Annotated in this window: 26 protein-coding genes; 16 read left to right on the top strand and 10 right to left on the bottom strand. The window is 56.2% G+C overall.

Going from position 1 to position 25,126, the window contains the following annotated elements; translation table 11 throughout:
- Positions 1-671: 671 nt before the first annotated feature.
- The 6 genes from minE to QZY01_RS00200 all read right to left on the bottom strand — a co-directional run bounded on the left by minE (position 672) and on the right by QZY01_RS00200 (position 5,187).
- The gene (minE, locus tag QZY01_RS00225; RefSeq protein ID WP_294531920.1) at positions 672-980 is read right to left on the bottom strand and encodes a cell division topological specificity factor MinE; all 309 of its coding nucleotides are present in this window, start codon (positions 978-980) and stop codon (positions 672-674) included.
- Positions 977-1,792 (bottom strand): septum site-determining protein MinD, encoded by an 816-nt coding sequence (gene minD / locus QZY01_RS00220; RefSeq protein ID WP_294531919.1) that lies wholly within the window; start codon positions 1,790-1,792, stop codon positions 977-979. The genes minE and minD overlap by 4 nt, the downstream gene beginning before the upstream one ends.
- Positions 1,793-1,804: 12 nt before the next feature.
- On the bottom strand, positions 1,805-2,530 hold the full coding sequence (gene minC, locus QZY01_RS00215) for a septum site-determining protein MinC (protein ID WP_294531917.1): 726 nt from the start codon (positions 2,528-2,530) through the stop codon (positions 1,805-1,807).
- A 197-nt stretch (positions 2,531-2,727) separates the two neighbouring features.
- The gene (locus QZY01_RS00210) at positions 2,728-3,651 is read right to left on the bottom strand and encodes a U32 family peptidase (RefSeq protein WP_294531915.1); all 924 of its coding nucleotides are present in this window, start codon (positions 3,649-3,651) and stop codon (positions 2,728-2,730) included.
- Positions 3,652-3,688: 37 nt separating this feature from the next.
- The gene (locus QZY01_RS00205; protein ID WP_294531912.1) at positions 3,689-4,684 is read right to left on the bottom strand and encodes a peptidase U32 family protein; all 996 of its coding nucleotides are present in this window, start codon (positions 4,682-4,684) and stop codon (positions 3,689-3,691) included.
- A complete protein-coding gene (locus QZY01_RS00200; RefSeq protein WP_294531910.1) occupies positions 4,681-5,187 on the bottom strand; it encodes an SCP2 sterol-binding domain-containing protein in 507 nt (168 codons plus the stop codon). Before QZY01_RS00200 ends, QZY01_RS00205 begins: the two co-directional genes overlap by 4 nt.
- 132 nt (positions 5,188-5,319) lie before the next feature.
- Here QZY01_RS00200 and QZY01_RS00195 point away from each other — a divergent pair, with 132 nt between their 5' ends.
- The 6 genes from QZY01_RS00195 to QZY01_RS00170 all read left to right on the top strand — a co-directional run bounded on the left by QZY01_RS00195 (position 5,320) and on the right by QZY01_RS00170 (position 10,158).
- On the top strand, positions 5,320-6,843 hold the full coding sequence (locus tag QZY01_RS00195) for a UbiD family decarboxylase (protein WP_294531908.1): 1,524 nt from the start codon (positions 5,320-5,322) through the stop codon (positions 6,841-6,843).
- Complete coding sequence (locus QZY01_RS00190) at positions 6,840-7,451, top strand: UbiX family flavin prenyltransferase (protein WP_294531907.1); 612 nt, start codon at positions 6,840-6,842, stop codon at positions 7,449-7,451. The genes QZY01_RS00195 and QZY01_RS00190 overlap by 4 nt, the downstream gene beginning before the upstream one ends.
- A gap of 487 nt (positions 7,452-7,938) precedes the next feature.
- Positions 7,939-8,295: a transposase family protein gene (locus tag QZY01_RS00185; protein ID WP_294531905.1), complete on the top strand. Its 357-nt coding sequence runs from the start codon at positions 7,939-7,941 to the stop codon at positions 8,293-8,295.
- Between the two features lie 340 nt (positions 8,296-8,635).
- The gene (locus tag QZY01_RS00180) at positions 8,636-9,079 is read left to right on the top strand and encodes a hypothetical protein (protein WP_294531904.1); all 444 of its coding nucleotides are present in this window, start codon (positions 8,636-8,638) and stop codon (positions 9,077-9,079) included.
- Between the two features lie 360 nt (positions 9,080-9,439).
- Complete coding sequence (locus QZY01_RS00175; protein WP_294531902.1) at positions 9,440-9,763, top strand: hypothetical protein; 324 nt, start codon at positions 9,440-9,442, stop codon at positions 9,761-9,763.
- Positions 9,764-9,885: 122 nt separating this feature from the next.
- On the top strand, positions 9,886-10,158 hold the full coding sequence (locus QZY01_RS00170; RefSeq protein WP_294531900.1) for a GapR family DNA-binding domain-containing protein: 273 nt from the start codon (positions 9,886-9,888) through the stop codon (positions 10,156-10,158).
- A gap of 100 nt (positions 10,159-10,258) precedes the next feature.
- Here QZY01_RS00170 and QZY01_RS00165 read toward each other — a convergent pair whose 3' ends face one another.
- Both QZY01_RS00165 and QZY01_RS00160 read right to left on the bottom strand, forming a co-directional pair.
- Positions 10,259-10,885 carry a plasmid pRiA4b ORF-3 family protein gene (locus QZY01_RS00165; RefSeq protein ID WP_294531897.1) on the bottom strand — a complete coding sequence of 209 codons (627 nt, stop codon included), beginning with the start codon at positions 10,883-10,885 and terminating at the stop codon, positions 10,259-10,261.
- Between the two features lie 376 nt (positions 10,886-11,261).
- Positions 11,262-11,555, bottom strand: coding sequence for a hypothetical protein (locus QZY01_RS00160; RefSeq protein WP_294531895.1), 294 nt, complete (start codon positions 11,553-11,555; stop codon positions 11,262-11,264).
- A gap of 115 nt (positions 11,556-11,670) precedes the next feature.
- On the opposite strand from QZY01_RS00160, the gene QZY01_RS00155 reads away from it, so the two are divergent.
- The 4 genes from QZY01_RS00155 to QZY01_RS00140 all read left to right on the top strand — a co-directional run bounded on the left by QZY01_RS00155 (position 11,671) and on the right by QZY01_RS00140 (position 17,065).
- Positions 11,671-12,084, top strand: coding sequence for a hypothetical protein (locus tag QZY01_RS00155; protein WP_294531892.1), 414 nt, complete (start codon positions 11,671-11,673; stop codon positions 12,082-12,084).
- 41 nt (positions 12,085-12,125) lie between these two features.
- A complete protein-coding gene (locus tag QZY01_RS00150; RefSeq protein WP_294531889.1) occupies positions 12,126-13,565 on the top strand; it encodes a hypothetical protein in 1,440 nt (479 codons plus the stop codon).
- 1,302 nt (positions 13,566-14,867) lie between these two features.
- Positions 14,868-16,094: a hypothetical protein gene (locus QZY01_RS00145; RefSeq protein ID WP_294531887.1), complete on the top strand. Its 1,227-nt coding sequence runs from the start codon at positions 14,868-14,870 to the stop codon at positions 16,092-16,094.
- A gap of 359 nt (positions 16,095-16,453) precedes the next feature.
- Positions 16,454-17,065, top strand: coding sequence for a hypothetical protein (locus QZY01_RS00140; RefSeq protein WP_294531884.1), 612 nt, complete (start codon positions 16,454-16,456; stop codon positions 17,063-17,065).
- A 197-nt stretch (positions 17,066-17,262) separates the two neighbouring features.
- Here QZY01_RS00140 and QZY01_RS00135 read toward each other — a convergent pair whose 3' ends face one another.
- On the bottom strand, positions 17,263-17,574 hold the full coding sequence (locus tag QZY01_RS00135) for a hypothetical protein (protein WP_294531882.1): 312 nt from the start codon (positions 17,572-17,574) through the stop codon (positions 17,263-17,265).
- Here QZY01_RS00135 and QZY01_RS00130 point away from each other — a divergent pair.
- The 4 genes from QZY01_RS00130 to QZY01_RS00115 all read left to right on the top strand — a co-directional run bounded on the left by QZY01_RS00130 (position 17,545) and on the right by QZY01_RS00115 (position 21,171).
- On the top strand, positions 17,545-18,135 hold the full coding sequence (locus QZY01_RS00130; protein WP_294531879.1) for a hypothetical protein: 591 nt from the start codon (positions 17,545-17,547) through the stop codon (positions 18,133-18,135). The two genes, QZY01_RS00135 and QZY01_RS00130, sit on opposite strands and share 30 nt — an antisense overlap.
- Positions 18,136-18,995: 860 nt before the next feature.
- Positions 18,996-19,403 (top strand): hypothetical protein, encoded by a 408-nt coding sequence (locus tag QZY01_RS00125; protein ID WP_294531877.1) that lies wholly within the window; start codon positions 18,996-18,998, stop codon positions 19,401-19,403.
- Between the two features lie 423 nt (positions 19,404-19,826).
- Positions 19,827-20,147, top strand: a complete 321-nt coding sequence (locus QZY01_RS00120) for a hypothetical protein (protein ID WP_294531874.1) — start codon at positions 19,827-19,829, stop codon at positions 20,145-20,147.
- Between the two features lie 103 nt (positions 20,148-20,250).
- A complete protein-coding gene (locus QZY01_RS00115; RefSeq protein ID WP_294531872.1) occupies positions 20,251-21,171 on the top strand; it encodes a hypothetical protein in 921 nt (306 codons plus the stop codon).
- 1,019 nt (positions 21,172-22,190) lie between these two features.
- Here QZY01_RS00115 and QZY01_RS00110 read toward each other — a convergent pair.
- On the bottom strand, positions 22,191-22,667 hold the full coding sequence (locus QZY01_RS00110; RefSeq protein ID WP_294531869.1) for a cache domain-containing protein: 477 nt from the start codon (positions 22,665-22,667) through the stop codon (positions 22,191-22,193).
- 536 nt (positions 22,668-23,203) lie between these two features.
- Between QZY01_RS00110 and QZY01_RS00105 the strand changes: the two genes are divergently transcribed.
- Together QZY01_RS00105 and QZY01_RS00100 are read left to right on the top strand one after the other, a co-directional pair.
- Positions 23,204-24,175: a hypothetical protein gene (locus tag QZY01_RS00105; protein ID WP_294531867.1), complete on the top strand. Its 972-nt coding sequence runs from the start codon at positions 23,204-23,206 to the stop codon at positions 24,173-24,175.
- A gap of 469 nt (positions 24,176-24,644) precedes the next feature.
- On the top strand, positions 24,645-25,126 hold a 482-nt coding region (locus QZY01_RS00100), incomplete at its 3' end, for a recombinase family protein (RefSeq protein WP_294531864.1).

Below are 25,126 nucleotides of genomic sequence, written 5' to 3'. Positions count from 1 at the left end.
CCGGCTCGAAGCTTTCCGCCCAAATCCGCGCTCGTTCGTCATCGCTCCAGCGCCGCCGGCGCGTCGTCCCGGTGATCAACTCGATCCGGCGATAGCTCCCGTTGGCATTGCGATTGTCTTGATGAGTATCATTAGGACTATCATTCTTCACAGCGACACCCGCTCCATCCATGGCCCGACCAGAATGCTAGCGAACGTTCAAAAAATTGGTAGGTGGGGTCGCCGTGCCGCTAACGCTCGAATCGCGAGCAGTTTTGCAAAACACGAACTGTTTTGCAATTCGCCCGAAAGACCCGTTCGACACTCCCGCGCCAACTTTCGCATGCAGCGACTCCAAACATTCTGTCGGTGTTGTGCCGCTTCATTTGCAAAAAAATAAAATGAATAGCAGTATCGGCGCTACGAACGGCGCCCGAACCAGATCGGGCGGCGGATCGAGCCTCGGGAGCCCCGGCAAGAAAGCGAGCAAAACGCCCGCGCTTCCCGGTGAGGGGCCAAGTGTCTACAAGCCCTGGACCAGCACCGATTGCTAACGGCGGGAATCTGCCGTTCGGAGCCTCGGCGCTGAATGCGCCACCCGGAAAAACGGTTCGACACCTCATTCGCGCGAGCAACGAGACCGGAATTGCGTTGGAGATCGCCAAAGGATCAATGGGAGCGAGGTCGCAAGTCTATAGCGACGCCGCCTCTGCGTTGGCGAGCGGGGATTCCTGACGGTCGGCCTTGGCGCCGATTTTCTCGGTGGGAATCTCCACATCGATTTCAAGTGTCGAAACGGAGCCTGACTGACCCATCTTGACGGTCAGAGCTTCTGGCGCAATCTCGATATGTTTCGCGATCGTCGCCAATATTTCGTCCCGCAGGATAGCGATGAGATTACGAGGCCCCAACGTGATTCGCTCATGCGCGAGCAGGATTTGCAATCTTTCGCGCGCGACCGGCGCCGTGCCGCGATTCTTGAAGAAGGCGAAAATTTTCATGCCGCCCTCCGGCCGAGAATTCGGTTGAGGAAAGACTTCTTTTCGCCGGGAATCAGCATGGGGATCGTTTCGCCCATCAGGCGGCGCGAAGCCTCCTCATAGGCGCGCCCCGCCTGGCTCGTCGATCCGTTCATTGTGATGGGAGCGCCAAGATTGGAAGCGCGCAGGATGTCCTCGCTTTCGGGAATGATCCCGAGCAGGGGAACGGAGAGGATGTCGAGCACGTCGGCGACGCTGAGCATTTCGCCACGGCTCGCGCGCCCGGCGTCAAATCGGGTCAGCAATAATTGCTTTTCCATGCGCAGGCCCTGTTCGGCGCGAAGCGTTTTGGAATCCAGCAATCCAATGATGCGATCCGAATCGCGAACGGACGACACTTCCGGGTTTGTGACCACTACCGCCTCGTCGGCGAAGCGCATCGCCAGCAATGCGCCCCGCTCGATCCCGGCGGGACTGTCGCAGAGGATCCAGTCGAACATGCCGCGCAATTCGCCTATGACCCTTTCGACGCCTTGTTCCGTCAAGGCGTCCTTGTCGCGAGTTTGCGAGGCGGCAAGCAGGCTCAGCGTGTCGATGCGTTTGTCGCGAATCAGCGCCTGGGCCAGCCTGGCGTCGCCCTGGGCGACATTGATCAGGTCATAAACGACGCGGCGCTCCGCGCCCATCACCAGATCGAGATTGCGAAGCCCGACATCGAAATCGACGACACAGACCCGCTTGCCGCCCTTGGCCAGCGCCGCGCCGATCGAAGCCGTCGAGGTCGTCTTGCCCACTCCGCCTTTTCCTGACGTCACCACAACGACTTTGCTCATCGCACTCCCCTTTCAATTCAGAATTCTGATGTTCAGCTGGCCTTCGGCCAGGCGGATCTCAAGACTTTTGCCCTCGGTTTTGGGATCCATTTCTTCGGCGGTTGCATAGGCGCCGCCGATGCAAAGCAACTCGGCTCGCGCTTCAGTGCAAAAAATGCGCGCGTCGGTCGCGCCGGACACCCCGGCGATGATGCGGCCCTGCACCGATCCATAAACATGGACAGAGCCGCCCGCGATGATTTCGGCGCCCGAGGCGACGCGCCCCACGATGGTGATATCGCCCTCGAGATTGGAGATCGTCTGTCCCGAGCGAACCGGCGAATCGACGATCAACGTCCGGCCATGAACCGCAGGCGGACGTTCCGCCAGCGGAGCTTCGCTTTCAGACGGAGCACAGCTCCCGGCGGCGGCTTCGGAAACATCGACGGGCCGTCCTCCCGTCACATTGGGCGGCAGGTGCGGTCCCACCAGCGACCGGCTGGCGCCTTCGACGCCCATCACGCGGATATGGCGGCGCATCAACTGGCTCAGCAGATCACGATAATCCTTGAGAGATATATCGGCCATCGCCATGTCGAGGAGGATAGGCTTATTGGCAAAGAAATTCGGGGAGCGGGCGAGCCAGCCGTCCAGCAACTCAAGCCACTCGACCAGCGGCTCCACCGGTTGCAAAACGAACGCGATCAGCGAATGCGTTCTCAGGTTCATCGCGGCGGAAGAGCGCACATGAGCGTTCATCGATCCATCCCGTTGGCGTTTCGTTAACCATGTACGGAAATGGTTTACGGGATCTTAACAACGCTGTGGTGGCGCTTCCGGGAAAAGATGCGTGCTGGACGAGAAGACCCTGGGCTCAGAATGATCGACGGCATTGATCACCAGCGGCCCGCCGGGATCAAAGGCCGGGTTCCATTCTGGAAGGGCGCCAAAGTCGGTTAGCGCTCATGGAGGGCCGCCGCGCCGCAATCGCCGAACAGGAAGCCGTTGGAGAACGCCGCTTCCGGCGCCGATTGCCGCAGCCTCGCCAGTCCCTCTTTCGCCGAAAGGGCGCCTGAAGCGACTTCTGCGAAGGCCCGGGTCACGCCGATGAAATCGCCCGTGTGTGGCGAAAGACGCAGCGAGGTCACGCCGGCTCTGGCCAGCCTGTCGAGGTCGCCGATCAGGGCGCCGGATATGTGCGACAGGGTTTGTACGCCGTTGACCGCGAGAAAATTCGCGCCGTCGAGGGTGCGCACGGCCAGGCCGTCGGCGTCCTTGGCGCACACGAACTGACAGGAATCCTTGCTCAGCCCGTGCACCCGCGCGTGAGTGCAGCGGCCCGAAATGGCGAGCGGAATGCGTCCATAAGCCCAGAGTTCGATCTCGGCGCCGGAGGCGGCGGCGGCCGCCGCCAATACCTCGACCGAAGCGAAAGGCAATTCCGGGGGCAGGCAAAAGCGTCGCGCGCCCTGCCGGGCGAGATAGGCCAGCGTCGCCTCATTGTAGACATTGACCAGCGGGCCAATGGAGAAGGCCATTTCGGGCTTCACCCAGTTCATCAGCGTCAGATCGTTGATTTCGACTTCGAGCAAATCCTGGTCGAATAATTCGCGCGCCCCGCGTTTTTCGCGTTCGAGCGTGACCATGGCCAGCGAAGAAAGAACAACCTGTTTCCCGCCGCGTTGCAGCCGTTCGATCGCCGCCGGAATGCGGTCGGCGTAGAACGGCGTTCGCTTGGAGCAGACGATTTCGCCGATCGTCACCCGATCGACGGGCGCCTCATCGGCGATGCGCGCGTAAAAATCTGAAAATTCGTCCGCCGACCAGTTGAACAGCAGCGGTCCTACTGTCAGTGCGAAACTGCTGGGCTTCAAGCTCATGATTGCATCGCCCTCGAAAACCATCTCCAGCTCTTGCCTATCTCCAGGTCTTGCGATAGGCGCCGGACGTGGTCTGCTGTCCCTCGGTCAGGCCGCGCAACTCGCCCGCGGGGATCGGCCTTCCCGCGGCATGGGCGTCAAGCGCCTTGCGAAAGCTGCGCACCACGGCTTCGGTATAGGCGCGGCTTCGCTGCCGTCCCTCGATTTTCAGGGCGGTGACGCCGGCTTCCGCCAGTTGCGGAATCAGCGAAGCCGCGTCCAGGCTCGACGGGTCTTCAAACACATGGCCACGATAGTCGCCGGCCTCGAAACAGCCCTTGCACAAGGTCGGATAAGGCGCGGCCTCGCCGGCGCCGACGCTGTTGATCGCAAAGCCGCCGAGACGCGAGACCAGTTCCCCGCCTTCCTCGCGATATTCGACATGGCTGGCCGGCGAACAGGCGCCGTTCATGTTCGGGGACTTGCCGGTGGCATAGGAGGAGAGGGAACAGCGTCCCTCCGCCATCACGCACAGGCCGCCGAAAATGAAGACCTCGGTCTCCACCTCGATGGCCCGGTTGATCGCGGCGATTTCCTGCACCGTCAAGACGCGCGGCAAAACGACGCGCCGGACGCCGAAGGAACGCGCGTAAAACGCGATCGCGTCGGCGTTGGCCGCCGCCGCCTGGACCGAAAGATGCAACCGGAGCGACGGATGGGCCCCGGACGCATAATCGAGCAAGCCGATGTCGGCGAGGATGACGGCGTCGGCGCCAAGCCGGGAGGCGTCGTCGACCGCGTTTCTCCACAGCGTCAGCGCGCCGGCGCGCGGAAAGGTGTTGATGGCGATCAACACTTTCGCGCCGCGCCGATGCGCATATTTGATCGACTCCGCCAATTCCGCGCGCGAAAAATTCAGGCCGGGGAAATTGCGCGCGTTGGTTTCGTCGTTGAAGCCGCAATAGATCGCATGGGCGCCCGCGTCGATCGCCGCGCGAAAGGCGGCCGGGGTTCCAGCCGGGCAGACGAGTTCGAGTTTATGGGGCGCGCTCACGCCGGACGCTCGCGTTCGGCGCGGGTCAGGGCGACGCCGCTGAGACCGCCGATCAAAGCGGCCAGTCTTCGGGCGGGACCGGAGGCCAGGAATTCCAGCGGCCCGAACAGGGCCGCCGCCTCGGCCGCCAGATCGATCTCTTCATTATCGATGGCGTTGCGCAGCGCGAGCACCGCCTCGGTGTCGCCCTCGATCAGCATGTCGCGGGAAAAAAACAGGGCGTCGCCATCATAGACGCCGTGCACCATGCCGAGCAGCGCCGCCAGCGGGCCGGCGATGCGCGCGTCCCATCTGCCGGCGTCGTCGCGGCGAAACGCTTCGAGCCGGGGCGCGTCCGGTTGCGGCTCCAGCCGGAAAACGAAAGGCAGATCGGTCGGATCGATCAAAAAGGTCTTTTCCGCCAGATCGCCGAGACGCGCGAACAGCGACGGATGGCGCAGGCCGAGGTTCTTCACCAGACGCGCGCCGGCCATCGACAAAGGCGTCAGCGGCGCGAAACGCAACGCGGCGGCGCCTGCGGCCGGGAAGCGCGGTATGAGTCGAGCATTCTCCATCAAGACTTTTGAACATGGGCCTTTCGCGGTCACATTGATTCCGGTCAATGCGGCGGCGCTTTTTTCGAAGCACTGGTCGCCATGACCTTCCGCGATTTGCCCGCCTTTCGCGATTTACGCGCCTTTGCCAGCTTCCTCGAACAGGGGAGGCTGCTGACCCGCGTCGGCGAACCGGTCGGCCTTGTCCATGAAATGACCGAAGTCCATCGGCGCGTCCTGCTGGCCGGCGGACCGGCGCTCTGGTTCGAAAAACCGGTCGCCGCGCGGGGGCCTGCGTCGATGCCGGCGTTGGCCAACCTGTTCGGGACGCCCGAGCGCGTCGCCGCCGGATTTGGCGTTCACCTCTCGCGAATCGGCGAATTGGGGGAATTGCTGGCCGGACTGCGCGAGCCCGCGCCTGTCGATGGTTTCAAGGATGCGATCAGCCGCTGGCCGATGCTGCGCGCGGCTTTGACGACCCGCTCGCAAATGATCGCGCGACCAGATTGCCAGGCGGAAATCCGGCGGAACAACGATGTCGATCTGGCGCGTCTGCCGGTTCAGACCTGCTGGCCCGGTGAGCCGGCGCCGCTGATCACCTGGCCGCTGGTAATCACGCGCCCGCCCGGGACGCCGGCCGACGAAACCATGCAGATGAACATTGGCGTCTACCGGATGCAGGTTCTCGGCAAGGACCGCGCCATCATGCGCTGGCTGGCGCATCGCGGCGGCGCCGCGCATCACCGCGCCTGGGCGGCGCGCGGCGAAGACATGCCGGTCGCCGTGGCGATCGGCGCCGATCCGGCGACCATTCTTTCCGCCGTGCTGCCTTTGCCCGAAACCATCTCGGAATTACGCTTTTCCGGCGTGTTGCGCGGCGAACGCCCGCGCGTCGCGCCCGCCCTTACGGTTCCGATGCTTGTTCCCGCCGATGCGGAAATCATCCTCGAAGGATTTGTCTCCGCAACCGAGACCGCGCCCGAAGGACCCTATGGCGACCACACCGGCTATTATAACTGCGTCGAAACCTTTCCCGTGATGCGGATCACCGCCATCACCACGCGGCGCGATCCCGTCTATCTCACGACCTTTACCGGCCGGCCGCCCGACGAGCCCTCGGTGATCGGCAGCGTCCTCAACGACCTCGCCTTGCCCACCATGCGGCGGCAGATTCCGGAGATCGTCGATCTTTGGTTGCCGCCCGAGGCCTGCTCCTATCGCATGGCGATCGTTTCGATCCGCAAATCCTATCCCGGCCAGGCCCGGCGGGTGATGATGGGCCTGTGGGGCATGCTGCCGCAATTCAACTACACCAAGACGATCGTCATCGTCGACGAGGACATCGACGTGCGAAACTGGCAGGACGTCGCCTGGGCGATTGCGACGCGCATGGATCCTTCGCGCGATCTGACGACCATTTCCCGGACGCCCATCGACTATCTCGATTTCGCTTCGCCCGAGCCGGGATTGGGCGGCAAGCTGGGCATCGACGCAACCAACAAGATCGGCGCGGAGACCCACCGCGAATGGGGAAAGGCCCTGCAGATGTCCGCGGAAGTCCAGCGGCGCGTCGATGCGCTCTGGCCGCGCATCGCCGGGGGTTTTCCCGACGGAGGAAAGAAATGAAGCCGCGCGTCATTGTCGGAATCAGCGGCGCCTCGGGAGCGGCGATCGGCGTGCGGACGGTCGAAATTCTCGAAAGCCTCGGCGCGGAAACCCACCTGGTGGTTTCGCGCGCCGCCGAGCGCACGCTGCTGGAAGAGGTCGGGCCGGAAGCCTTGTCCAAACTGCGCGCCGGCGCGGCGCACTTGCATGGCGTCGACGATATCGGGGCCAATATCGCCTCTGGCTCCTTCCCGATGCGCGGCATGATCGTCGCGCCTTGCTCGATGCGAACCTTGGCGGCGATCGCGCATTGTCTGGCGGACAATCTTCTCGTGCGCGCCGCGGACGTCCAGTTGAAGGAGCGTCGGCCGCTGGTGCTGTTGGCGCGCGAGACGCCGCTGCATCTTGGCCATTTGCGCGTCATGACCATGGCTGCCGAAGCGGGCGCGATCGTCATGCCGCCGGTTCCCGCCTTTTATCTCAATCCCGCCAGCGCCGCCGAAATCGTGGACCAGATCGCAAGGAGGGCGATCGACCTCTTGCGTTTGTTTGAACCTCTCGCGCGCCCCTGGCCTGGCGCTTCGCAACCGCCGGGCGCGGAGGAAGCGACCGCGATATCGAGGTCGTAAAGGGGCCAGAATTTTCCGGCCGCAGTTGAAACGGGGCAAGCTCTGCAACGCCAGCTTCGATTTTCGCCGGATATGCTCCAGATCGCGGGAACCGGGAAGAAGCGCGCCGCGTGGATGGGCGAACTATTTCAGCTTAGGCGCCTTCAGCAAGGCTTAGCGGGCGCTCGACAGCCAGGCGGCGATGCGGTTGCGCCGTTGGTTGCGCTTCAAGCACAAAGTCACGCGACGAAAGGGCGGGAGCTATTCACTCTCGCAACTTTGCGAGCAATTCGGACCCGCATGCCTGCCCCGGCTGGAGCGCGACGCGCCGTGGACCAAGGCGTGAGGTCTTGTCCGAGAGCGGTTTGATTTTACGGAATCACCGACCGGCCCACTCCACCTCGTCGCGCTCATCCAAGATCTGCAACGGTTGTGATCGGTGGCGGTCGATTCCGCCGGGCGAAAAGTCTGAATCTATCTGAGGCGACCGAATCAATCGGAGGGCGCCTTGAAGTCTCTTCAGTCGTTTCTCGCGCCGGTCGCCCCAATTCCCGACCCGCGCCGCGCGGAGGGCAAAATTTATAAGTTGCCGGACGTCTTGCTGTTTTTCATTTTCGCCATCCTAAGCGACGCCAATTCGTACCGCGGCAGGCAGAGATACTTCAAGGCGCATCTGCGAGCTCTGAATAAAGTCGTCAAGATCAAGAGGAACAAGGCGCCCGCGCTTAGGGCCATCCGCCATATTTTGCGGGGGCTCGACGCCACGGATGTGGAAGGGGCTTCAAATTCTTTGGCGGATAGCGATCGTCTGCAACCTTTATGTCGCCAGCGATGGACCCGATCTCGCTCAAAACTTTTTCGGTGAGAGCGAGCTTGATCGCGCCACGATTCTCATATTGCCGCTCATGCGTTTGTGTCCCGAACAGGGGCGCCATCCACGGACTTTGAGCCGGCAACTACGGCTCGATTAATTTGCATTCCAGGGAAAGGCGTTTGCGAAATGCAATTCCCTCTCGGATGAATTTGAATTCCGCAAACGGCCCACGGAACGTAGCGGTGCAATTTATACCTGCAATATCAGTGATTTATTTGAAAAACCGAAAAATCCACGCTTGGCGCCGGCCTTGCGGAACATCGTCATCGCCGCGGCCTTCTCGATCGCGGGAACGGATTTCACTCGAACTCAAACTCTCGGCGGTGTTGAAATGGAACATTTGCTTCTTGCAGCTGCGACCCGGACGCAGGATGATGCCGTCAACGCAGCCTCCAACGTCGGACTCTATGTCTCGGAGCGGGTGACGGCGACGATCTTCGGGGCCAACAACACCATCAATTCGATTATCGGCGCCGACGGTTCGAACAATTCGATCACGGTCGGAGCCAATGACGGCGTCCGGCTCGATGGAGGAAGCAGCGACAGTCGGCCCCCCGGCGCCGGCTCCTTCGTCAGCAGCGCCGATGCCGGCGTCACGCTGTCGCATTTCAACCCATATCCGGCGGGGATCGCCGACCTGCTGGACGGCTCGGGAGACTATTTGTCGGCGTCGGCGTTCGGCCCCTTGACGTCCGACGTCGCGGGCGCTTTGCAACGGGTGCTCGGCGGCGGTAATGCGACCGACATCGCGGGATCTGTCTGGGATTTTGGGTGACGGGCGTGAATCAAGAGGCGGATTTGATTTCGGAGGCGACTTGGATTCCGTCTCCGAGCTTTACTTATTAAGGTTTATCAAAGGTTTCGATGGTGGGCGCTGTAGGGTTCGAACCTACGACCCGCTGATTAAGAGTCAGTTGTTCGTGTGGTTAGCAGCTTTGGGAAATATGGCGCAAAAAGTCAGAATATGACGTATTATCAGGTGTTTAAACAGAGTTTCTGATGTCTTAATAGAGCGGTTTAGATCGCTTTAAAACTGGATAACAAGGCACATTTTACGGCACAAACTGGCAAAAACGGCACAGATACGGCACAAAAATCGTTGGGAAAAGATACGTCAGGGAGACTGCGCCGCTGCTTGATTAAGGTGATATATGTTCTATTTTCGTTCGCATTCAAGTTCAGCGCCGCATTGGACAGGGAAACGAGATTGGCTGCGGTCACATATTACGTCGCGCTCGCGTTCACGCGGTCCGAGGACGGAGATATCGTCGCCTGCGATCCGAAAGAGGCGCAAAGTTCGGATCAGGCGATCCGCATGGCCAAGGTCCTTGCGGCAAACAAGCCCCATTGCGGAGCCTTAGCGTTTTCGCGAGCAGGTGATCCGGCAATCGGCGAATTCGCTGATGCCGTGATCTTGAAGACGGTCGGCGACTTCGATGGCGGACTGGTGGAAACCTGACCGGAATTCGATCCTTCCCGCCGATCCCGCCGAGGGTTCTCCACAACATAAACGACCCGGTTAACACCACGGTTACCCTCTCGGCCCTAGCGTCTGATTGCGTCAATCAAGAGAGGCCACGCATGTCCGACAACGTAGTGGGTATCGCAGGTGATCGCATTCGCTCCATCGTCGAGCGCATCGAACACATCGAGGAAGAGATCAAGGCCTTGAACGAGGGGAAAAAGGAAATTTTTCAAGAGGCGAAGGGCGAGGGCTTCGACCTGAAGGTCATCAAGGAAATCCTACGCCTGCGTAAGCAGGACGAGGACGAACGCGATGAGCACGCGTCTCTGCTCGATCTCTATCTCTCAGCTATGGAATCTTCCGAGAAAGACCGAGCGAATGCCGCGTAAAACTGTGGGGAGCGGCGTTTTGGTCGCTCCCTGCCTTATTGTCTCGGCGAATTTGAAAGCTCACTGCGCTGACGCCGAGCTTAAGCGAATCTGGATTTGATCAACCGGTCGGTTCTCGTTTCTTTTTTGCGAGGCGAGCCTTGGCGGCATTTCGTTTGTTCGCGATCCTAAGCAGGGCGTATTTGATTGGCAATTCATCGATCTCATTGGGGTCATAGTCTTCGAGCCACTGCTTCGCCTCGTCATGATTTTCGTGTTCGGGATCGGTTGCCGCATCAAGCGTTTCGTAAAAACCGGGGATGCCGCCGCAATCCTCTGGCGGGCAATTTTGTGCGCCACCGATGTAGCGGGGGTAAGAGAGACTGGCGTCGCCCGTGCGGACCCCTGTGAACGTGAGCCGATGCTCCCAATCATCGCCAAAGTCGTAAATGTATTTGCCCGTCGTCACGGGCTGCCGGAGCAGATCGCGGAGCCGAACCTTGCTGGCGTCGGCACGGGGCTCGGTGCCCCAATCCTCATCCATCGGCAGCCCATATCGGTGTTCGGCGATTGTGAATTCCCACAGATGATAGTCGAACCAGCCCATGGTCCCTTGGATGATATCGTGAAGCGTCCTCAGCGTGACCGAGGTCGGAACTTCGACTTGGCGCCAAATGAGTGGGTCGCTGCCCTCCAGTTCGATGCGAACCGTGGCGATCTGATGGAAACTGTCGGCGGCTGTGGTCATGCTTCCAATATCGCGCGGCAAAATTTCAAGATCAACACAACCGTCCGGCTGAAGGTTAGGTGCCGAAATTGGAGACTGACCGGGGCTTGCGTTTCATTATGCGCCTCGGCGGGATCATCAGCGCGGTTGGTGCGGATGATTTTGCGTTCGTTTCGAAAATTCGCGCAGCGTGGTTGCGTTCGAAGCCGCCATACGAAAACGGCCCCCCGAGTCGGGAGGCCGTTTTTTGGTACGGAACTCGGCCCCAGCGCGTTTGAAATTCTCGCGCCAGTAGCCTGATTTCGTGATCGGGGGTTATCACGCCGTCCTGTCGATGGTGAAGTTAGCAACTCCCGGTTTACCAGTCCCTTTCTGGCTCATGAACTTTTGGTCATTTTCATCGAGCCAGAACCGCCGCCACCCCTTCAGCCTGATCGATCAATTCCAACACCCGACGGACCCGTTCGGCTGTTGTTTCAGGCACATGGCTCAGAACGAAATTCAATCTCCAACGAAGACGATCCACATAAGTCTGGTTGATCAGCCTATCGCGCGACTGTTGCCGGTTGGCGAAGAATTGCGGCGCGTCCAGCCAGCACCGTTCGAAATCGTCGCGTGATGAGGCAAATCCTTGCGTAATCATTTCGTCTGCGATTATAAAGGCGGATTCTGCTAAAATAGATATCGTCAAATTGGTTCTCCACATGATATTATAAATGATAAATAAGTCTTGAAAGCCTTTCCGCATTCATTAAATGGCTTCCCGATTTCTAAAAACTCTAACATGGACGCTAACAAAGGAAAAAATGAATTCAAACATTATTGTAACACAAGCTTGGTCAAAAAATCCATTTCAAACCGACATCTACGGCTGGCCCGACCCTTTCTTGATGCCGAATGCGTTGGCGATGCAGGACCTCGTAGAATTTTGGCTGCCCCCGGATCGCGACTGCTATCTCTTCCGTGATCAGACAACCGTCGATATTAAACCCACCCTTCGCACGACGACACTTCCGCCGGGCGGGCGTACATACCAGTATTTATTCCATTCTCCGGCCCTTGGTTCGGTCGAGGTTCGGGCCGTCTGGCTCGATGGTCGTCTCTATAAGCGCGCCAAACATTGCCGGATTCTCCGCATGCGCCCCTGCGATCTGCCTGCGGCTCAGGCCGTATTGAACGCTTGGCTGTGTTCCGACCCCCGGCCCATTTCGGCTGAATGACGATTATATCTGACCCAATTTTTTCACCACCAAAGGAAATTATGACACTTATTCAATATCTATGCGCCATCTGCGGCGCCGGTAAAACGAGGGCGTTGGCCCTTTACGCGAAAAACCTTGCCGGAAATGGGGAGAAAGTCCTCCTCGTCCAGAAAACCATCAAGCTCATCAACGCGACGGTGCGCGACGAGATCGGAACCCCACGGTTTCCGGTCACGATTTTCCATTGCGATGACAACGGGATCGGAAACGTTTCCGTCAGGTTGTTGGACCATTTTAAGAATGCTGGCTCGGGCGGGGAAATTGTCGTCACCACCCACGAGACATTCTCCAACATGTCCTATTTTGAGGGAAAGGCGATCTGGCATCTCATCGTCGACGAAATTCCGCAGATCGACGACATGAAATGTTTCAACCTGTCCGAAACGCATTCCATCCTCTCGGAACGCGTGACCCCCGTCGTGTTCAACGAGAACTGGTATCATCTTCAGGAAAACGATGGCCTTGAGGCGTTGGCCAAGAATCCAAATCGGGATTCCCTATGGGAGCAGCTAAAAGGCACAGTGCGAAAAATTTCTTCCGATCATTGGGATGTCTATGCGACCCGGAAAAGTTATGACGCTCTGATCGCCGGTGAATCTGTTGATGGCGAAGATTTCGGAAAAATCGAATTTTTCTCGGCCATGCGCCCGTCAATCTTCGACGGGTTCAAGAGCGTCATCATCGCGGGAGCAAATTTCAAAAATTCCATGCTTTATAAGGTGTGGGCGGCAAAAGAGGTTCCGTTCATGCGGATGCCGCCATTTCTGAAAAAGCTTTTGCGTGCGGAATTCCGCGCCGGAACACACGAGAACGGCGACCGGCTCAAAATCTATTACGCATATAATTCCAACTGGTCGAAGTACCTCCGTGACCAGTCGACGGCGCTGACGACCGGAGAGATCGTGGAGCGCAAGGCGAATATCATTCGCGTCATTGGCGAGATGATGGGCGCCGAGGAATTCACGTTCATGGCCAACAAGGACTGGGCGGGTGGCGCATTCGCCAGTTGGAAGAAAGCGATCCGCATGTCTGGTTCGCCCCACGGGGACAACAGCTTCATGGGCTTGCACAACATCGCCGTTCTGTCCGCGCTGAATCCGACTCCAGATCGCGGGTCCTTCCTGAAAGAAGTCCTCGGTCTTGGAAATGACGACATCCGCGAAGTCTTATATCACGAGCCAGTTTATCAGGCCCTGTGCCGGATTTCGATCCGGAATCCGGGAGACATGACGCCGAAGCGAGTCGTTGTCATGGACTACGCCATGGCGATCTGGATACGAGATATGTTTCCCGGCTCAGAGGTCATGAAATTGGATATGGGTGAAGGCGCGAAGCCCGAAACCCGAGGTCGCAAGAAATCCGAGAATCCGTCGCCTGCGGCAATCAAGAAACAAAAACAGCGGGCGAAGTGGGCGGCTCAGGCCGCTTCCGCGATTTGACGCGAAAAGGGACAATTACTCCTATAGGCCTTTAGGGTTTTTTGTCCCTCTCCGATTTCGAAAAACGCCGTCCCGTTAAAATGACGCAAGCCGCTTGCGGGTTGTGACATTTTAGCGCGAGGGCAGCACGAACCACGACCGCGCCCTCTTGCGCGTGGAGTGGTACGGGCTCTTGATTATATAAATGAAATGGCCGCCCTCGGCTGCGCAGGGCTTCGCCTCATGCGTCCAGAAATCGCCACCTCGCTTCACGCGCCTCCCACTCGACGCGCCGAGAACGCGTCTCGCACTCGTCGCTACGAGGTCCCGATTTCGCTTTTGACTGGTCATTTCAGGCCATGAGTTCATTGGCGAACAGGCCGAAAGGCCGCCGGTGTCAGCAATTTCCTGTTGCCCGGCATATCGGGCGGCCTCTGATTACATCTATTCAATTGGCCGCCCTCGGCTGCGCAGGGCTTCGCCTCATGCGTCCAGAAATCGCCACCTCGCTTGACGCGCCTCCCGCTCGACACGCCGAGAACGCGTCTCGCACTCGACGCCACGAGGTCCCGATTTCGTTTTTGACGGGGTCATCTCAGGACATGAGTTCAATGGCGAGCTTGATGTCTCATTCGAGGCCTTTCCGGCTGTCCAGTATGTGGTGCGGGTTCTCATTATATCATTCAATTGGCCGCCCTCGGCTCCGCAGGGCTTCACCTCATGCGTCCAGAAATCGCCACCTCGATTCACGCGCCTCCCACTCGACGCGCTCAAGAACGCGTCTCGCACTCGACGCTACGAGGTCCCGATTTCCATCTCAAGACAGGGGGTAGGGCGCATATAGAGTCCTGTCAGCGGCCATTTCGGCTTCGCCCCATATGCCCATAACCACAAAGGAACCGGGTCCCTGCGGCCTGTCATAAGTCAAATGGCGTCATGTTCGGATGATCGCGGACACGATGGTTGGCGCCAATGAAATGCGGACAGCCATAGTTGTGAATTTTAGCGGCCATCTGATTGGAATATTGGTAGATAAATTGAATGATTTGTAGAATTCCTGCCCAAATTATCGCAAAAAATTGAAAAGATATGGAGTGTGTGTAGCATATATAATGGAAAACGAATGCTTGACGGATAAATAACAAAATTATCGGGTTAAAAAATTGTGCTTGACAGATTTTCAAGAATACATAAGAATAATTTCTTTGTTAAAAAAATAGCTTGCAATCAGACAAATTTTATGCCATCAACCCTCTACGCCAGTCGTCGGCCTGCAACCTCCAAAAAAGGAGACTGCGTCATCACAGAGGGAATTGTTCAAAAATGTCACAACCAGAATTTCTTTCCGACAAAGCTCTTAAATTAATTTGCTCTGCTGAGCGGGAAACATCAAACGACAACGAAGCTGACAATGCTGCCCGTTTCGTTTTCAGGCAAATCCGCAAGGACGGCGTATTGTTGAGCGACATCCTTATGCACAACGCGGAAAATCAAGACGAGGACTTTCAGCCGGACTCGGAGTTGTTGATAGAAAAAATTCGCCTCAGCACTGAACTTTTTAAACTGAAGGCCACGCAGGCCAAATCAGATGGAAAAATTCTCTCTCTGGGATTAAAGCTGACCGTGGCCCAGAACGATAATGCCGACCTGCGTGAATCCAGTAAGAAAGCCAAGGCAAAATTTTCCGAACGCATTGAAGCGGTATCGAAAGCCAGCGACGCGAAGATTGCCGCGATGAAGGCGAAAATGAAGTCCGTCCGGGTAAATGCCGCTGCCGAATTGGCCGCCGAACGCGCCAAGCCCGCTCCGGTTTCTGCCAACGTTGTGGCTGCGCTGGCGAGAATGGTGAGCAGTCAGGAAGCGGAGATTAAGAAACTGGAGGAGGCGCTGGCGAAAGCCGCAGTCTCACCTGCCGTCGCTGCTGCTCCCACCACGCCAGCATCCGCACCTGCTGCCGCCGTCTCCAAGCGTTCGCAAGGCGCGCTTCAAGCTTGGGTCACCCGTCGAAAAAATGCAGCCGCCGCTGCTCCTGCGGCTGCTCCTATTGCACCGGCGCCTGCTCCTGCGGTCCCAAAAGCTCGGAGGGAGCCGCGCACCGGAAGCTTGCGCGCGGACGTTCTCGAACTTTTGCTCGCCATGCCCGGTCACAAGTTTACCGGTAATAATTTGGCTAATTATCGGCTGTGGCTTTTCCCGAACAACTGCGCGGCAAAGGCGGTCTTCCACACGGACGAATGGAACTCGCTGAGTGGGCAAGTCCGAACGGAAATTCATTGGCTTCGCGATGACCTAATAGCTGATGGGGTCGTCGCCCTTTCGAAGCCATATGGAACTCGCCGGACGTGGACTTATTCGGTTCCGGGAAGCGTGCGGACAATGTCCTGCCATGTGCATGTGGGCAGAGATTTTTACAAACAGTTCCGCTGGCTTCGGGATGATTCCGGATTTGCGCCCGGCAGTTGGCGCATCGATTTCGACAAGGTCTTGGGGCCGGTCGTTCGTTTCGAGAACGAAAACGATGGGATGATGTTCAAGCTGGCGGTCGGCTGACCCCCTTTTGCCGGGGAGTAATCCCCGGCAACTACCATAGTAATTTCGTCAGTAGATCAAGCCCGCTCAAGACAATACTGCTCTATCGGTCATGTCTATAGGCGGCCAACCTGCGATAATTGCCGAAATCATCGCCCAACTGAATCAAAGAATTAAATTTGAATATCAAGCAATATTAATATTGCTGTTTAAATACAATAGACGGTAAGATACAAATGTGGAGCAGCATACGGAACCGCTCCCTACAAAAAGGAATGCTCTAACCAAAATCACATAAGACAAAAATTAAACATCTTAGAGCCATGCGCTCTCGAACATATTCAAAATGCAAAAATCACAAAAAATAGGACGTAAAAAAATTGGCAAATCAATACGTATTCATGTCGGCGGATTTTGATCCCCGCGCAGACAATATCGAAAACGCACTGAAAATCTATGAGAAGATGAAAACAAGAAACGGGGGTTATTTGGCCATAAAGGTCGAAAAAAGGTACGGCCAACTATGGCTGCACCATCACGAGGATAATGGGCTAGGGAACGTTGTCGAGCATGCGATTGCTTTTTTTAAAAAATGTGGGCGACGTTTTAAATTAAAAGGCGTTTGGACGGCTTCATGGTCGAACCATTGTAACGACCCTCAACTCGACGGATTTGGCGGGGGAGTGGTGGCGATAGACCTTGAATCACAAGCTATTATCTGCATTAACAGTGGTGACATGCGCTCGCTCTCCGGACAGCTTCTTGAAGAAGCGGCGGCCCAGAAGGTGAAATTGCCGGTCGAGGTCGCAATGACGCCGAAAATGTCTATTCCGCGAGAATGGCTGAAAGAAAACGTCGGCTACGACTGGGGATGCTATACGAAAGCCGTGACTACAACCTCGCCTATCGACACGCTTTGCGTCATTGACGAACAGGTGTTCCATTTCAAAACCGAGCCAGCGGCGGTAGGGTTCAAGCTCAGGTTTGGCTGATAAACCTGCCGAATTGTTTCAAGACGGTTTCAACACGCTGACTCGGCTTGAGCGTCGGGACAGTTCGGAAGGCCGGGGAGGGACAACACCCTTCCCGGTTTCACAACACATTATGCTCGGGGCGCCGAATGGTATTTCCTGCGGCATTTCGTCGCCGGGTATTCATGCTTCCCGCGCCTCCATGATGAATTTGCGCCTCAATGCTCAGAGACCGTGACGGGCAGCAAGCGCGACCGGTAGGCGGCTTTTTCCGAGCCTTTCACGTTTCCCAGAGGACAGTCTGGACGACGACATTTTTCGATTGTCGCGAGCGCCGTGGCGATGCCGGTGAAAATGATGATGTGTCCCTCGGCGTTCCTCACCCGAATGGAGGACCCCCGCGAATCCTTCGCCATGACAGCCAACGCTTCTACCTGACACCACGCGGCGCTGATATCAGCAAGGGATTGATCCTGTGCAAGAAACGGCGGCTTACCCTCTTGAGCGATCTCGAACGAGAACACAGGCATGAATACCCCATTTCCATTGCGCGGCGACGTTATTCGACCGTTGCGGAAAAGTCATCGGGCGGGAATAATATTTTCCTGTCTCGCGTGTTGATGGCAATCGGGGGCGCTCGATCTGGGCAGGCGCGTTCCAGCCCAAAGGACAGGCCGACCGGTTCGGGGCCACTGGGTCAGGGTGCCGATAAGATATTTCCGGCGGCGAAATGCCGCCGGAATTCATGGTTCCGGTGTTTCAGTGTTGAAGTCGCGCCGTCCAATCTGATTGCGCCACCATGGCTATCACATTTAATGGGAATAGTGGTGGCGGTGGTGGCGATGACGGCGGTGATGATGGCGTTGAGGAGCGCCCACGACGCCTTTGACGCCGCCGACAACGCCGCCGGTCACTCCACCGACCACGCCGCCAACCGCTGCGCCAACCGGACCGGCGGCGCGCCCACCTTCGGCAGCGCCTCGCTGACCACCCCCGATAACTCCCTGAGCCTGAGTGGCGAGAGGCATCGAAAAAGCGACAAGAACGCCAAGAAGGCCTGCGGCTATGGTCAACCGGTTTTTCATGGATAAACTCCGTTTGCTTGCGGTGCCCCCGAATTGGCTCCAAATCGGCAACAAACGGAATATTATCAAGCGCGTAGACCGCCGATATAGGTTCGGAAAATACTCACCGCATCCAGTGCCGACCAGCAGGCCGTCCCGCCCGCGCGAGTGGGACAGGATCATTAACTTTGTGATGGGCGGATCGCCCCCGGCGTCGAGACGAACCAAACAGGCAGTCATTCATCGATGCGCGACCGTTGCAAAGATTGCCATTCAGTCGACGCCGTCCATCCGCCATGATCGCCTCCCTTTTCGGTTCGGCGCGCCATTTCGCGCGAACTCGCAAGCCAAACCTCGGGTGGCTGCTATGGATTTGGCCGCGTCGGCTCGGCCCAGCAGATACTGAAAAATCTTTGTGCATTTTCATTTTTCGCAAGCGTGGGCTGTGCGCCGGTTCGTTCCGTTGACGTCGATTCGAACTATGAGACTGGATCGCTTTGCGGCGGGATCGCTTATTCTTCTCAAATCGAGAAAGCTAGAAAGTGTCAATTGTTGCGCAAAAATGGGCGCTGATTGATCCCCAGCGCCCGTTTCTGACCTCACTTTCGGGAAAAACATTAGTTTGGCCCAATTGCTTCCTCCCGGCACGCCGGTTATGGACTGCGCGGACCAAGTCCCTACGCGCAATCCAGCGCCCGATGCCCCCGATTCTTGCGTCGTTGATCGCCGTAGAGCAGTGCTACAAGGCGCTGCCGTTGGCATTCCAGAAACGAAAGCACCAAGCTTTTTGCCGAGTTATGAGTATTGCGCGTAATTACCAACCGGGCTGACGGAAGCGGACTAAAAGTGCGCCTTATCTTTCATAAAATTCACAGGAACCAGTCCTCGTGAACCCCAAGATGACTGACCAGCCAACGGTTGGTATTTACTGGATTGTGCCCGACCCAGATGGTACGCAACGCCTGCTGGGTCTTGCATGTGCTCTCGCCGATGCAGAGGAGTACGGCGACTGCTTAACTTTCCCGAGTGCACACCTCGATGTATGGACACAATGGCAACGCGGAATGGTGCCCGACAAGAATTTTCTAACTCTTATACGACAACACGAATATGAAGACTGGCCGCGTGGTCGCATCGTCTATGACCGCAGTTCCCAGCGCTTCTTCGTCTATGCCGACCCACAGGTCATTCGGCGTCCTGCTGTCATTGAGGCAATCATCCATTGGTTTGCGCTGCCAGAAGGCCTTTGGATCGTTCGCGCTGACTCGCATTACCGTAGTCGCATGCGTCTTTAGATATGTGCATCGCGGGAGACCCGAGGACGCAGTTCGAAATTACGGAATCGCGGCGATGCTGGCCATGGGCGTCTCATGGTCACAGATTCAGGGGGCGACTGGCCGTAGCTGGGCGACGGCGGCGAAAATCGCCAAGCGAGCGGTCGCGAATGGGGTTGTGGCATAAGGTTCGTACAATCCGAGACCGGATCGTCACGACAAACGGTCTATCGCATCAAGGATGACCGCGCGGGGTGGAGGTGATTTTGCGAGAGTGGGGGATGTGAGACCACCAAAGTCCCTTTTCTTCCGGGCTCCGGAAACAGCATTTTATCCCATTAATTCAAAGGACTGGCTCGCAGAGATGTGCTACAAAGGCCAATCTGTCGGCGGTCTCTTGGGCATTGCCGGACAGCGGGCGACGGGACTTTACTGAGCGCGGACATGGATAAGGGCGAAAGCATAATCGAGGTGAGAGCAGAAGGCGGCTCCTTTGATCTCTATGGTGTGCGGACAGATCGCGGCTGGGTGTTTACGAAGGAGGTGGACGATTGGACCCCCGAACTGCGTGACGAAAAATCATTTCATATAAAATCAAAAATTATTGAGAGTTGGCCCGCCGCTCTGGACAGTCTCGATATTTTCAATCGGTCCCGATTGCTTCCGCTATCCGTCCATCCTGAATTTAGGCGCAAGGTTTGGGAGGCTGTGCAGGAGAGATTGCCAAAGGAGCCGGAGACGTCATCATCGACGTTGAATCGGTAGTGAGACGCTTCTCGCGACAAATAGCGATGTCATTGGATATTTTTGATCTAATAAGATGCAGGCCATGTATCGAGAATGTATTTAGCTTAAAGAGGAGGTCAAGATGGTCTATTATGAGCGCGAGCGTAATCGTATGATCTCGGCGCGGGATCGAATTTTCAAAGACCCCGGCCTAGGAGTGTTTTCCGGCAAGCAGCGCGAATTCGTTCTCAGCGACCCTGCTGGAAATCTCTGGCCGGGAATTCACGACGATGCCATCGACTATTTCTCTCGGAATCAGATTTCTTGGTGGCGCGGCGAAGCCAATGAGCCCACGGCACACATGCTCTCGTCGCAGGTTGCGTGTGTCAATCACCTTTACGCTATACGGCAACGACAAGATTTGGCGACTGCCATTCTCCAAGCCGTTGATCCAGAGATCGTTGAAGCCGAGATCGTGGACGACGGTTACGTCGAGTTCGAGTTCATCGGCAAGAATTCGTATCTCCACGAGAGCCCATTTTCGCGGGGGAAATATTGCACCTCTATCGACGCGTTTATGATCGGGCGCACAAAGGACGGCGAACGCCGTGCGTTCCTAATCGAATGGAAATACACAGAATCGTATCAGCGTGAAGACAAATACATTCCTGTGCGGGCAGAGAGATACGATCATTTAATAAAGAAAGAAGGTTCGCCTTTCGTCGAGATCGACACGAAGGTGCTCTATTATGAGCCATTTTATCAACTGATGCGGCAGACGCTGCTTGGATGGCAGCTTGCCGTGAACCACGACTACGGATGTTCCTCTTATCGGCATGTCCATGTCGTGCCGGAAGAGAACGTTGAATTTCACCGGAACGTCACCTCGCCGGATTTGAAGTTGAAAGGCGCAACCGTCTCCGAAGCATGGACGGCGGTGCTCAAGCAGCCGAACCTCTATATCAGCACGACCCCGACTAAATTCTTGCAGCCTGTTGTCAATTTACCGGATACCAAGTCACTGACTGGCTATTTACAGAGCCGCTATTGGCCCTGCGGGTGATCAGCGTCTTCCGGAGGACGCCGTTCGAAATAACGGGATCGCGGCCATGCTCGCCAAGAAGGTCTCATGGTCACAAATCCAAGCAGCGACGGGATGCAACCGCGCGACGGTCAGAAAAATCGCGAAGCGTTCGGTCGTCGGGACCGTGAGAGAGGCTGTGGCTTAGGTTCCGTGCAGGCCGAGACCGGATCGTCGCGCCAGACCGGCTATCGCATCAAGGATGACTGCGCCGTGTCCGAAGGAATTTTGCGAGAGTGGGGAATGTGAAAGGGGTGGGGGCGGCGATCAGCCCACCCGACGGTCACCATGACCGTTTGCGGCTTGAGCGTCGGAAAAAGCAGGCCGGGAAGGGGACAGCGCCCTTTCCCGGCGCAAATTCTCCACACATTCCGGTCGTGAAAATACCGGCTCACCGCGCAGATGAGTAAATTCCGAACCTACCCATTTTTGCGATGTAGCATAGGTTTGGAATGGTAGCCGAGCTTCGTGCTCGTTTATTCGCCCTCCTTGGGCGTTTCCTCCCGAGACTTGGGCCGCTGGTTAACTCCGGCGGTCTCTTTTTTTGCACACGCTATCATAGCGCCAATTTCTTATTTGCTATCGGTGCCCGGACCATGGCCGCCGATTTTCGTTGTTGAACTCGTTTGCTCGATTAAGGTGATCTGGCGGTCCCGCAAATCCGGTGGGCGCCCACTTTGGCTTGGTTCGAATATATAATTTTATCCGCTCGGGACAGGCGTGCGGAACTGATGTCCGGAAACCCGGCCATCGGTTTCCCGACGCTCTCGCTCGGATCGCGGCTTGAGCGTCGGGAAAGTTCGAGGGCCGGGAGGGAGGGGACAGCACCCTTCCCGGTGAAATTCTCAACACATTATGGTCGTGAAAATACCGGCTCACCGCGCATCAGGGCGCCGATAAGATAATTCCGGCAGCGAGATGCCGCCGGGGATCATGCTTTCACAAAAACACAGAGATTTTCCAGCCCACCGGACCATTACGCGCGGGACCGCAGGCCGCAATTATTTATAGTAACCGACGCCGCAGCCCAAGTCCCCCGCTTTAGTCACCAAGCTGATTTTCGGAACTGGTGTCTTATCGGCACCCGGCTTCGGATACAGATAGCTAACCTCGGTGATTTGACCTTCAGGCTTCTGTTCTCCAGCAAATATGTCTTGACCAAAATTAGTTCCTTCGGCATTCTTTAGCGTCCTAACATCTTTGCCGAGTATCGCCTTTGCATTTGGATTGCCCATGGCGACAAACTCGCCATCTGACAGTTTATTGCAAAAAACATAGAGGTCACGATCAAGGAACCCGCCCTCTCCGTTATTGAACATTTCGAGGGCTTTCGTCTTATTGTCTTTCACGGCGGCGACCGCCTTTACCAGCATAGCTTTGGCTTCCGCCGCAGTGCCGCCTGCTTGCTGTGCAAAGGTGGCGGAAGACGACAGAACAACGGCGGCGCATGCCGCAGCGATCAGAAACGGACGAATCATTGCAATCCTCCCAGATTGTGCAAAATGACGTAGGCATCGCAGACGCGATCCCATTTTTTGCCACCACGGTCAATTAGACACCGTGCAACGAATTATTACACCGTGGCTGGGCAAACGAGAACGGCGATTGCGATGCCACAGCGGAAAATTATGGGCGCGGTTATCTGGCAGCCACATTGTTGGACGCCATAAAGCAGGTCCAATATCGAACATTTCGCTTCGACCATTTGAGCCGCTGATCAGGGCACTCCGGAAGTTGGCAGACGCTTTCCCGACATCGTGCGAGGCCGTGCCGGTTCAGGTTCAAGGGGTGCTGCTACTGGGCTGTCGTGACTGGCGACAATGTGTTGTGCATGATCGGAGAGGGCCGGATTCGCCGGGGAGCGGAAATGAGGCAGCGGCAGCCTGAAGTTAACGTTGGATGAGCGGCGAACGAGACGAAATCAATTTCAAACCTTGCCAAATGTTTAATTTTTTATTAAGTCCTTGACTCATCAGTGGCGAACCGTCTTCTAATTTTTTAGGTCATTAAGAAAATGGACAAGCATGCATGCAATATAGAGCATAGCAACATAATTGATCGTTCTTGTATTTACACCGAATTTCCGCTATTGGTAACAAGCTTCCCCTACGCCGCGATGGAGGGCTTGATTAGTAGTTTATGGCTAGACAAGACTTCCAGAAACGAAGCTGAATGGAAATTATTTTGCGCGGAATTCCCACGCCGACACCAAGCGATTCATCACCTTCTTCAGAAGGACGTATTTACGGAACATTCTTACCGAAGGCCTCGCGGATATGCGGGGGACGCCGATTTGATAGACATAATCTACGACATGAATCCAGCGGGTTCTGAAGGTGTCGGCAAGAGTATTTTTAGCTATTTGATCCGAACGCGCGCGCCACAGGCGGTGCGGGAACGGCGCAAAATTGCTTCTGATTTCATCTCAAAAACAATTCAGTCAAGACGAGAGTCGGCGCGAATTTGTTCGATTGCCAGCGGTCACGCAAGAGAGTTAGAACCAATTTTTAACTCGCCAACTTCTAACGGCTGCAACACGTTCCAGTTCGATGCGCATGACCAAGATAATAAATCTCTGCTAAAAATATTGAAAAAATTTGGAAACGTAAATATCCAAACGCGGCAGCAGTCCGTTGTCGAATGGATAAAGGGAAGATCATTAAATGAAAAATACGATTTAATTTACTCTCTAGGACTGTTCGATTATCTTGAGAAAAGGGTCGCTATTGCCCTTGTGCGCTCCGCTTGGAAATCAGTAGCACCAAACGGAAAACTAGTTATAGCTAATTTCATCGGAAATTTTATTGATATTGCTTACATGGAAGCTTGCATGAATTGGTGGTTAATTTATAGGACGAGCGATGAAATGGAGGCTTTATTAAAAGAAGTAAACAGAAATGAGATTGATAAAATAAATATTTTTAAGGACTCGCTCTCAATGGTCACATATGTTGAGATAATAAAGCGTGACACATGTGAATTATAGATAAAATGTTATTATACACCATAAACCAATCATAAACGAGAAATCAAAAGATCTATTTGGAAAACAGCGTATATTATTATTTGTCTCAAAAAACGGCTCGTAAGAGCATGGCGTCACCAAAATTACCATGAAGAGTTGGGGCGAGGACTACTCGGTGGAACCATCAATGGCAACTTCGAACCGAATGCGGACGATATGAATTCGGTGTTCGGAATTCTCGCCCCACCGTTCCCACAAAATTACTTGGAACTCTCAGACGAAATTGCCATACCGAACCTCTCAGCCGTAGTGCCGTCTAACAAGGCGGTGGATGTCCGTGGCTGTCGATCAGGATTCGCAGCTTCGAACCCGGTCTACTTTGAGCATGCTCCGGCGACACCCCCACCCAGATGGTTCAATAACTATCCGTTGACTATTCAAAAAAGACCGGCATAATGTAAACCATACAAATTAAACCATTGGGGCGGAAATGTTCGTAAGGGCTTATTTAAGAGCATCGACTTCGGACCAAGACGCCAATCGTGCGCGCGAACAGTTGGAAGCCTTCGCCGTCGAGCGCGGATTGAAAATTGCCGCGTGGTATGTCGAAAACGAAAGTGGCGCCAAACTCGCCCGACCGGAACTCTTCCGCCTTCTCAACGACGCATGTCCCGGCGATCTGATTCTGTGCGAACAGGTCGATAGACTTTCACGTCTGTCCTCGTCGGATTGGGAAAAATTAAAAACTGAAATTGCAGCGCGGCGGGTCCGGGTCGTCGCTCTCGATCTTCCGACCTCTTGGGTCATGGCGGCGGAAAAGACGTATCCCTTCGGGGGCGGCCGCCTTCCGTTGAGATCGGATTTGGCGGAGAGATCGCTCTTGAGAGCGCTCATACGAGCGCGCTTAAGAGTTGCTCATGGCCCATTCCATTTTGCTGACAGGTCCAGATCGTCGCCGCTCATGGTCCGATG

Origin of the sequence: uncultured Rhodoblastus sp. (assembly GCF_903903185.1) — a bacterium.
Taxonomy (GTDB): domain Bacteria; phylum Pseudomonadota; class Alphaproteobacteria; order Rhizobiales; family Beijerinckiaceae; genus Rhodoblastus.
This window is presented reverse-complemented; position numbering and strand designations above follow the sequence as displayed.